General features: G+C 37.1%; 8 protein-coding genes and 3 tRNA genes. 5 read left to right on the forward strand and 6 right to left on the reverse strand.

The window, feature by feature from the left end; translation table 11 throughout:
• The first annotated feature begins 168 nt into the window (after positions 1-168).
• A complete protein-coding gene (locus tag WC906_04360) occupies positions 169-1,059 on the forward strand; it encodes a CAP domain-containing protein (GenBank protein ID MFA5777647.1) in 891 nt (296 codons plus the stop codon).
• A 4-nt stretch (positions 1,060-1,063) separates the two neighbouring features.
• Here WC906_04360 and WC906_04365 read toward each other — a convergent pair whose 3' ends face one another.
• From WC906_04365 to WC906_04375, 3 genes are all read right to left on the reverse strand, one after another.
• On the reverse strand, positions 1,064-1,591 hold the full coding sequence (locus WC906_04365; GenBank protein MFA5777648.1) for an ORF6N domain-containing protein: 528 nt from the start codon (positions 1,589-1,591) through the stop codon (positions 1,064-1,066).
• A gap of 168 nt (positions 1,592-1,759) precedes the next feature.
• Positions 1,760-4,267 (reverse strand): UDP-N-acetylmuramoyl-L-alanine--D-glutamate ligase, encoded by a 2,508-nt coding sequence (gene murD / locus WC906_04370; protein MFA5777649.1) that lies wholly within the window; start codon positions 4,265-4,267, stop codon positions 1,760-1,762.
• 89 nt (positions 4,268-4,356) lie between these two features.
• Positions 4,357-5,943, reverse strand: coding sequence for a D-aminoacylase (locus tag WC906_04375; protein ID MFA5777650.1), 1,587 nt, complete (start codon positions 5,941-5,943; stop codon positions 4,357-4,359).
• Positions 5,944-6,128: 185 nt separating this feature from the next.
• Between WC906_04375 and WC906_04380 the strand changes: the two genes are divergently transcribed.
• The 4 genes from WC906_04380 (at position 6,129) to WC906_04395 (ending at position 6,804) form a co-directional block, all read left to right on the forward strand.
• Positions 6,129-6,201 (forward strand) — tRNA-Ala (locus WC906_04380).
• A 2-nt stretch (positions 6,202-6,203) separates the two neighbouring features.
• Positions 6,204-6,389: a hypothetical protein gene (locus WC906_04385; GenBank protein MFA5777651.1), complete on the forward strand. Its 186-nt coding sequence runs from the start codon at positions 6,204-6,206 to the stop codon at positions 6,387-6,389.
• Positions 6,390-6,466: 77 nt separating this feature from the next.
• Positions 6,467-6,540 (forward strand) — tRNA-Ile (locus WC906_04390).
• A gap of 3 nt (positions 6,541-6,543) precedes the next feature.
• Positions 6,544-6,804 carry a GIY-YIG nuclease family protein gene (locus WC906_04395; protein ID MFA5777652.1) on the forward strand — a complete coding sequence of 87 codons (261 nt, stop codon included), beginning with the start codon at positions 6,544-6,546 and terminating at the stop codon, positions 6,802-6,804.
• A gap of 75 nt (positions 6,805-6,879) precedes the next feature.
• Here WC906_04395 and WC906_04400 read toward each other — a convergent pair.
• From WC906_04400 to WC906_04410, 3 genes are all read right to left on the reverse strand, one after another.
• Positions 6,880-6,953 (reverse strand) — tRNA-Ala (locus WC906_04400).
• 80 nt (positions 6,954-7,033) lie between these two features.
• Positions 7,034-8,638: an MBL fold metallo-hydrolase gene (locus WC906_04405; GenBank protein MFA5777653.1), complete on the reverse strand. Its 1,605-nt coding sequence runs from the start codon at positions 8,636-8,638 to the stop codon at positions 7,034-7,036.
• Between the two features lie 87 nt (positions 8,639-8,725).
• On the reverse strand, positions 8,726-9,069 hold a 344-nt coding region (locus WC906_04410), incomplete at its 5' end, for an undecaprenyl-diphosphate phosphatase (protein ID MFA5777654.1).

Here is a 9,069-nt window from a genome sequence, read left to right on the forward strand (position 1 = left end):
TTGTAACAATTTGGTTTTAATTTTTGTTTTTTAGTTGGCATAGATTAGCGTTAAAATTTAGGGTATAAGTTTTATCGACCGTTTCCTTTATTTTAGCACTAATTTGTGATTTAATTAAAATCAGCTAAATGAGAAATCCAAACTAGCTTTAAAATCGTAAAAACTATTATGAACAAATTAAAAATAATTTCATATATCTTTATTCTGATTGTCCTGGGCGCTGGCGCCTATTTTTTGCCGTCTTATCTCCAGAACAAACAAGATCTTGTAAGCAAGGTTAAAAATCGAATTCAGGAAATAAGAAATGATACGAAAGAGATAATCCCCGAAGCGAAAATCAGCGCTCCGCTAGAGCAATCAGAATTCGAAAAAACCGCTTCCTACGAAGAAATTGACTGCAAGAATTTTGAAAGCAATATTTTCGCCGAGGAAATGTTCAAAAGAATTAATTCCGATCGAGTCGCCAATGGCAAAAAAGCTTTAAAGTGGAATTCATCTCTTTGCGAATCAGCTGGACTGAAATCCGAGGATATGGATAACAACAATTATTTCGAGCATAATTCTCCAAGCGGAATCACGCCCTGGTATTGGATAAAAAAAGTCGGATATAATTATACTTTTGTCGGAGAAAATCTGGCGCTCAACTATTTTACCGCTAACAGCGCCCACGCGGCCTTGATGAACAGCCCGGGACACCGCGCTAATATTCTAAATGAAAATTTCACCGAAATCGGAATAAACTATGTCCGCGGAAAACTTAACGGTGAGGATGCGTTTTTCGTCGTCCAACATTTCGCTTCCCCGGGTCCGGAAAAACCGCAAATACAATATGTTTGCGAAACCGACAAAGCCAACAAAAATCTCAAAGAACTGAAAAATTCCAAGAATAAAATAGAAAAATATCTTTCCGACGCGGAAGACAAAAAAGATGAATTCAAAAAATCCGGCTATGATACCAAAGAAATCAATGATTACATTAACGATATGGAAAATAAAGAAAAAGAAGTGAACGGATATATTAAGGAAATTGAGGATTATTTGAAAAAATGCAAAGGATAAAAAATTACCTTCTCTTCTCCCTAAACCCAATCTCAATTTTTGATCCGCCAGCTGGCGGATTATCCTCTTTTATCATAAGCTTGATGTTTTCGAAAATTACTCTGAAACGCTTGTCGTATTTTCTTTCCAAATCATCAATTCTCTTGTTCAATTCCTTGTTGCTAACAACCATTTCCCTGAGTTTATAAAAAGTCCTGATAATCTGAATATTAACCTGAATAGCTTTTTTGCTATTCAAAACACTGGAAAGCATTGCCACTCCTTGCTCGGTAAAAGCTAAAGGAAGCTTTCGGGTTCCACCCCAACTCGATGTTCCAAATTGGAACATCAAGTTTTGAAATTCTCCATTACTGAGTTGAAACATAAAGTCTTCCGGAAAGCGTTCTATATTTCTTTTCACGGCCTTATTTAAATCTCTTGTCATTACTTCGTATAATTGAGCCAGATCTTTATCCAGCATTACCTTTTTCCCTCGAAGAATATGAATTTTATTCTCTATTACCTCCCGAGGCACCAACATTATTTCCTTCATTTTATTTTTGTTTAATAATTAACTTCATCCCTACAGTGATATTATATCACTTAATATTCTCCTTTTGCAACTGTGGATACTTTTTCACTTGAAGTCACAATTTGTGACCTAAAAAAATCAAAAAACAGCCTTTTGAGCTGAATTTAATAAATCCACCGAATAATAATTTTATTTCCCCAAAATTTTCACGTATTTTTTGAACAAGTCTCCCTTTTCTTCAAAGTTTTTCCAAAGGCTGTAGCTGGGTGAAGCACAAGAAAGTAAAACTATTTCACCCGCTTTGATATTATTGAAAGCAAACTTGACTGCTTTTTCCATACTGGAAGTCTTGAGAATATTCAAATCTTTTTCCGACTTGAAAATTATTTTTCCGCTGTCCGGAAAAAGAACAATGTTTTTTATCTTATTTTTTCTGATTGCCTTTTCCAACTCCGAAAAATCATATCCTCTGTCTTCCCCGCCCAGAAAAATCACTCCGATATTTTTCAAAGATTTGATAGCCGCTATCGTTGACTCGGGAGTAGTAGAAATGGCATCATCATAGAATTTTATTTCCTTAAATTTACCGACAAATTCTATTCTGTGCGGCAAGGGTTTGAAATTTTTTATAGCCTGGTTGATAGTTTTATCGGAAATATTAAAAACTTTCGCAACTGTTACCGCCGCTTTTATATTTTCCAGGTTATGTTCTCCGAGAAGCGGAACATCAAATTTGTTCAAAGGCAATTTTTGCGCAAAAACAATCTTTTTTGATTTTGTCTCCTTTGCCCAATCAGCCAATAGCTTGTCTTTTGGATTATAAACAAAAATGTCATTACTTCTTTGAAAATTAATTATATTCTTCTTGGCCTGATAATATTTTTCCACGCTTCCATGATAATTCATATGTTCCGGGAAAAGATTGGTAACCACAGCAATATTGGGAGAATATTTGATATCATCCAATTGATAACTGGAAAGTTCCAAAACAAAAATTTCATCTTTGCCGATTGGCTTTAGCAAAACTTCAAGCATTGGATTCCCGATATTCCCCAGTAGCCGAACTTTTTTTCCTCCGGCTTTCAATATTTCATATATTAAAGACGCGGTCGTGCTTTTTCCTTTACTTCCCGTAACTCCGATTATTTTATTCTCAACTTCCGAAAAGAAAATATTGGTAGCGGTAGTATATGGAATATTTATCAATGCTTTATTGATTCCCGGAGTTTTCACGGCTATATCAAAATTTTCCAGTTTGGTGAGATATTCTGGATCGTTTTTTTGGTCCAATATGGAAACTTTGAGATCCGGATAATTTTTCTTTAAATATTTTTCCGTTACCTTTCCTTCTCTCCCATACCCCAAAATCGCCGCATTTTTCATTCCTAGAAATTTGAAATTCTCCGGAGTTAAAGAAAGGTTTGTTCTAAAAACTTTATTTAGCAATTCTTCATCAACTTTTATTTTTGGCAATAATTTTTTATTAATTGCCGACTGGCTGAATTTTTTCGATGCTAAGAAAAAAGCTACTTGGGATTCTTCAAATGTTCCCACGCAATCAAACGGTTTCATTTTTCCCAGGCCTAAAATATCCTCGAAAACAGGCAATAGTTTTTCATTATCATAAAGATTTTTTCCGAATATCCCTATCAGTTCTTTTTTGCTTAAAAATGCTGAAAGCATAACAAAAGCAAAAACGCATTTCGGACATTCATTGCACCATAGAGCATCCGACTTTTCTTTGAAAATCCTGAAATTTCGGTTGCAGCTGGAGAATATTTTGAAGTAATTTTTATGCCTGGAAAAAAGCTGCGCAATCCGTATCTCAAAAAAAGGACGAAGAAGTGAAAAATAATTTACGTCGGGAGTAATAAAATTTTCGAGATATTTTTGAAAAAGTTTTTCAAATTCCAACGATTTGCTCCATTGATGATTTATCTTCATTCCTTTATACTCAACATTTCCAAAATTACTGCTATGCTCATTTCCAACAATTATATTTTTGTAATCGTAAAAAATGGCTGAAAGCACGCCTAAAAAAGCAATGACGGCTGAGATCGGAATATGCCCGTTATAGCTTCCCGGATGCTTTTCAAATATTTTCTTGTCCACAATTCTTTTTATTTCCAAACGAGGCACTTTCATTTCCCCGATAACGTCGCTGACAATCTTTGATTTTTCTTGAGTTTCAACAACGAAAGCAGTTATCTCTTTTTTTTGTTTTTTAAGAAGCTCGCCAACCGCTATTGAATCCTTTCCTCCTCCAATTCCCACTAAAGATTTCCTATTTCTCGCCAAGCTAAACGATGATCTTTTCATTTTTTTATCGAAAGGAAATCCCGAAAAAATTTCAGGATTAATATTATTGCGATAGAAAAATTCTCCGAGCCCATTCGCATATACGCTGTCCCAAAAATCAGCCTGCTCTTTCGATATTTTTTTTCTTAGAACTATTTTCGGAGGGCAATAAAGCTTGTAATAGCTTATCCCGAGCATTAAATGCAAATCAGAAAAGATATTTTCTAAAAGTTCTTTGGGAATTTTTTTCAGATCGGGAATTCTAGGAAGAATTATTTCTTCAGTAAAATTTAGAGAATCGGCATTTTTAAAATCAATCTCATAATTAAAAAATATCCGTCTCTTTAGCGGATTGAATTTATATGATGTAAATTTAAATATAGCGGGTTTTGATTGCATAATTAATAAGCTACGAGAAGAAATTCTATCATAACCCAAATTGAAATGCAAAGGCTAATTTTAGTTTTAAAATCCTAATGCCAAATTCCCTAAAATATTCCTGATTTTCTTTTTATCACCTCTCCTGCTTTGATATTTTTATACGCCCCGTTTTCCATCACAATTTCTCCGTTTATAATTACACGCTCTATCCCCTTTGAATACTGGTAGGGATTTTCCGGAGTGGCTAAATCTTCGATTGTTTCAGGGTTGATAACTATCACATCGGCAAAATTTCCTTCTTTGAGAATCCCTCTTTTCTTGATATTGAATTTTCCTGCCGGCTTTCCGCTCATCTTGTAAATTGCCTCTTCCCAGCTCAATATATTTTCCTTTTTTACATACTTGGCCAATATCCTTGGAAAAGATCCGAAATTTCTGGGATGAACTAGCTCTCCGCTATTTCTGTGATTGATATCATATCCCGATCCATTGGTGGAAATAATCGACAAAGGATTTTTGATTGCTCTAACTATATTATTCTCGCTTAAAACTTCCATCATAGTAATTACTCTGCCTTCGCTGGCAATAAGAATATCGACTATTGTTTCTTCTACTGATCTTCCTTGAGCATTAGCAATGTCAACGATTCTTTTTCGGCTTAAAGTTTTATCGAGGGGAGAAATTGAAACTACTACTTTTGAATAATCATATTCGCTGTCTTTCATTTCTTTCAAGAGTTTTTCTTTGATAACCGGATCTTTGAGCCTGTGAATCATTATCCTTTTCCCTCCTTCCGCAATCCAATCAGGAAGCAAAACATACAAAACCGAACCAGTAACAGTGTAGGGGTAGACATCAAAATTCACATTTATCCCTTCCTTATTTGCCGCTTCAATAAGTTTTAGAGCTTTTTCAAAAAGAGGCCAGCTTTTTTCTCCCATTGCTTTAAGATGAGAAATCTGAAGATTTACTCCTGATTCTCTGGCAATATCAATCGCCTCAGTCACAGCCTGAAGCAGTTCCTCCGATTCTCCTCTAATGTGAGTGGCATATACTCCGTCATATTTTTTGACAATCTTGGCCATTTCGACAATTTCATTTTTTGAAGCCAGTTTGGCATGAGTATATATCAAGCCTGTCGAGAATCCAAGAGATCCATCTTTCAAAGATCTCTCTAGCATTTTCTTCATTGTCTTTAGCCCTCTTTCTGAAAGACTTTCGACTTTGTCCCCCAGTATCCCTCTTCGCAGCGTTGCGTGTCCCGTAAGCGATGCAAAATTCAAAGATATTTTTCTTTCTTCCAACTCTTCCATAAATTCTTTCATCGAAAGCCAATTTAGATTAACTAGATTTATGTTTGCCCATTTTTGAATAGTCTGAATAATATTTTTGTTGGCAAGCGGAGCCAAAGATGAACCGCAATTACCGCCTACTATTGTCGTGATTCCCTGATGCAGCAAACTTTGAAGATTGGGATCAAGAAACATTCTCCAATAGGTATCGGAGTGATTGTTAACATCAATAAAGCCAGGAGAAACATATCGCCCCCTAGCATCGATTAATATTTCTGCTTTTTCATTTTGAAGATTTCCGATTTCCTTAATTTTTTTTTCTTTTATTCCAATATCGCCAGCAAACATTTTTGCTCCCGTTCCGTCGATTATGGTTCCGTTTTTTATGATAATGTCGTACATATACCTACAAATGTACAAATCAACTACAAATCTACAAATTTTGTATTTTGTTTGTATTTATAATACTTATGTGTCTTAATTTTAAATCTTATGGCATGTTTTAGCAAGTTTAGTGGACAAATCAATTTTTCTTAGTTATACTGTTTTCAGTGCTTTTGGCAGCTTTTTTGTTATTGCGAAAAGTAGGGCCGGTAGCTCACCTGGTAGAGCGCCGCATTTGCACTGCGGAGGTAGCGGGTTCAAGTCCTGTCCGGTCCACTATGAAAATTGATAACCTATATAAATTTTTTGATTATATCGGACTAGTAACATTTTCCTATTTGATTTTGGATTCGATGTTGTATATTGTTGATGGAATTACTGATTTTAGGGTAATCATAAGATTGCTTATTGGAGTCGGAGGTTTGATTGTTGATGGTTATTTAGTTTTTATTTACAAAAAATAATTTTGGGCTTATAGCTCAGTTGGTTAGAGCGCGCTCGCCTCAAGCGAGTAATGACGAGGTTATTTGAAAATAAAGAAGGGCTTATAGCTCAGTTGGTTAGAGCGCGTCACTGATAATGACGAGGTCTCTGGTTCGAATCCAGATAAGCCCACATATGTATACAACTTACGTTATTAAAAATAATAAAAATAAAAAATATACAGGAAGCACAGAAAACTTAGAAGATAGACTGAGAATGCACAACGATATAAATCCTGAAAAAGCTAAATTTCATAGAACTACTTACAATAATGGCCCTTGGAAAATTTTATTTCAGAAAGATTTTAATTCCAGAAAAGAAGCTTTGGAATTTGAGCGATTTCTTAAAACGGGAAAAGGAAGAGAATGGTTAGAGCGCGCCCGCCTAGGCGGGTAATGCTCGCCGAGGCGAGCTCTGGTTCGAATCCAGATAAGCCCACACAAAAATCCCCTTTCAAGGGGATTTTAATTTTGGTGGACTTAGCGAGAATCGAACTCGCGTTTCAGCAATGCGAATGCCGTGTATTGCCACTATACGATAAGCCCAATAATAAAAATGATACATTTTATAATACAATTTGTCCATATTAAAAGGGTGCTGACAGGCAGCACCCTTTGCGATTATTTTACAGTTGAAACGTTTGCCCTCGTTCAGGAATAACGATTTTCTTTTCCCAGATTCCTCCTAGGTCTCCAATAATATTACGTTTGAGACCAGCGCCTCCCTCTTTGGAACCGTGAACAATAAAGACTCCTTTGGTCGTTTTTTTGCGCAAAGTTTTTCGCGCATAACCACGCAAAAGATCTGCATCTCCATGTCCAGAGTCACCCAGAAACACCTTGATTCTCGCTCTGACTTCCATGGATTTTTTGTTTATTTCCACAACTTTTTCCCCGCGTGCCAGTTTTGAATTGAGAGTCTCACTGACCGCATAGCCCAAGATGAAAAATACGAAATCCTCACGTGGCAAACCATAGCCGTAATGGTAGATGATCCTTCCATTAGTTCCCATTCCTGAACACGCCATAACCATGAATTGGCCTTTCTTGCGTATTAACGCTTGCGAGTCTTCGTGAGTTTCAGCGTATTTTAGAAACGGATTCTTGTTTTTCCCCTCGGCCATAAAAGGATTAAAGGTGATGATATCCCTTCGATAACCTATCTCTTTCATACTCCAACAGCGAGCAAATACTTGGTTTAAGCTCATGAGCAATGGAGAATCAACATAGATCGGCATCTCAGGGATTCTTCCTTCCAGCATCGCTACAGTTTTCTTAAGAATGCTTTCTTGAGGACGCTGAAAAGCAAAGACAGACTCGGTTATCTTTTGTCCTTTGTCATAGCATCGCTTGATTTCCGCGAAATACTGTTCATCATTATCTTCCCTGTTTGGATGCAACCGATTGCCATACACCGACTCAATAAAGAGATACTCGGGTTCTTCTTCGGGAATCCCAAGAGGAGGAAGAATGATATTGTCTTCCCTCCCAAGATCTCCGGTAAAGCAAAGGTTGCGAACTGTTTCTTTGTCTTTAATGCCTATGAGGACGCTAGCTCCGCCAAGAACATGAGCTGATGAGTAGAACTTCACTGTGATACCATGAGCAATCCGAACAGGAATTTCATAATCGAATCCTCCATTCTTGAACAGCTTGCGCCCGAGCATCTCTTCTACGTCTTTTCGATTGTACAAGATGAGATCCTTTTTTTCCGTTTCACTCTTCACTCGCCTTTTAATCCTATCAACTTCTTCTCGCATACGGTCGAGTTTTTCGAGTTTAATCTTTGCCTTGTTCCTACGCAACATCTTTGGCCTCGTTGCTTTCTCTTTGGCCTTTTGTCGCTGAAGGGCACGAACCCTCTTCTTATAATCCTGCTCTTGAATCTTTGCCGAATCTTCGGCTATCACCGGAAAGATGTCAACTGTGTGCTTGGTAGCAATGACCCCTCCTTCAAATCCATTCTTTGCTAGCCATACCAAGAGTCCGACATGGTCGTTGTGAACGTGAGTGATAACGACTACATCGATTTTTTGCGGATCTATTGACCGTATTGCCTGCATGTTGTACTTCTCGCTATTTTTCCCCTGAAAAAGCCCTGCATCAATCAAAATCCTGATCATTCTTTTCGCTTTCTGAACCTCAAGAAGCGTCATAGAACCCGTCAAGTTGTCTCCGCATAAACCTCCTAGGAATGTCACTCTGATCTTCATCCTCGATTTAGTTTCCACATGAACCTCCCTTTGGGTTATTTGGGTAATTTTAAAGGAGCAAGTCGAAAAACTTCCTCCTTATCGTTTCCTAATTTTAATATACACCTATTTCAAAAAATAGAAAGAGGCTATCACCACAGCCAGTCCCAACCGATACCAGAAGAAAATTGCATAACTGTATTTTTCGACAAATTTGAGTAAATATTTGATGGCCAGATAACCACTTAGAGCTGAGAAAAAAATTCCGATGATAATATTCAAATCAATTCCTTGCGAAAATAGTTTTGGAAGTTTGAGCGCTGCCGCTCCAAAAATTATCGGCGCGGAAAGAAGAAAGGAAAATCTGGCGGCATCCTTGCGATTCATTCCACAAGCGCGTCCGGCTGTTATCGTTGCCCCCGACCGAGAGACTCCGGGAATAATGGCTATCGCTTGCGATATGCCGATTA

Source organism: Parcubacteria group bacterium, assembly GCA_041657845.1.
GTDB lineage: Bacteria > Patescibacteriota > Minisyncoccia > Moranbacterales > JAKLHP01 > JAKLHP01.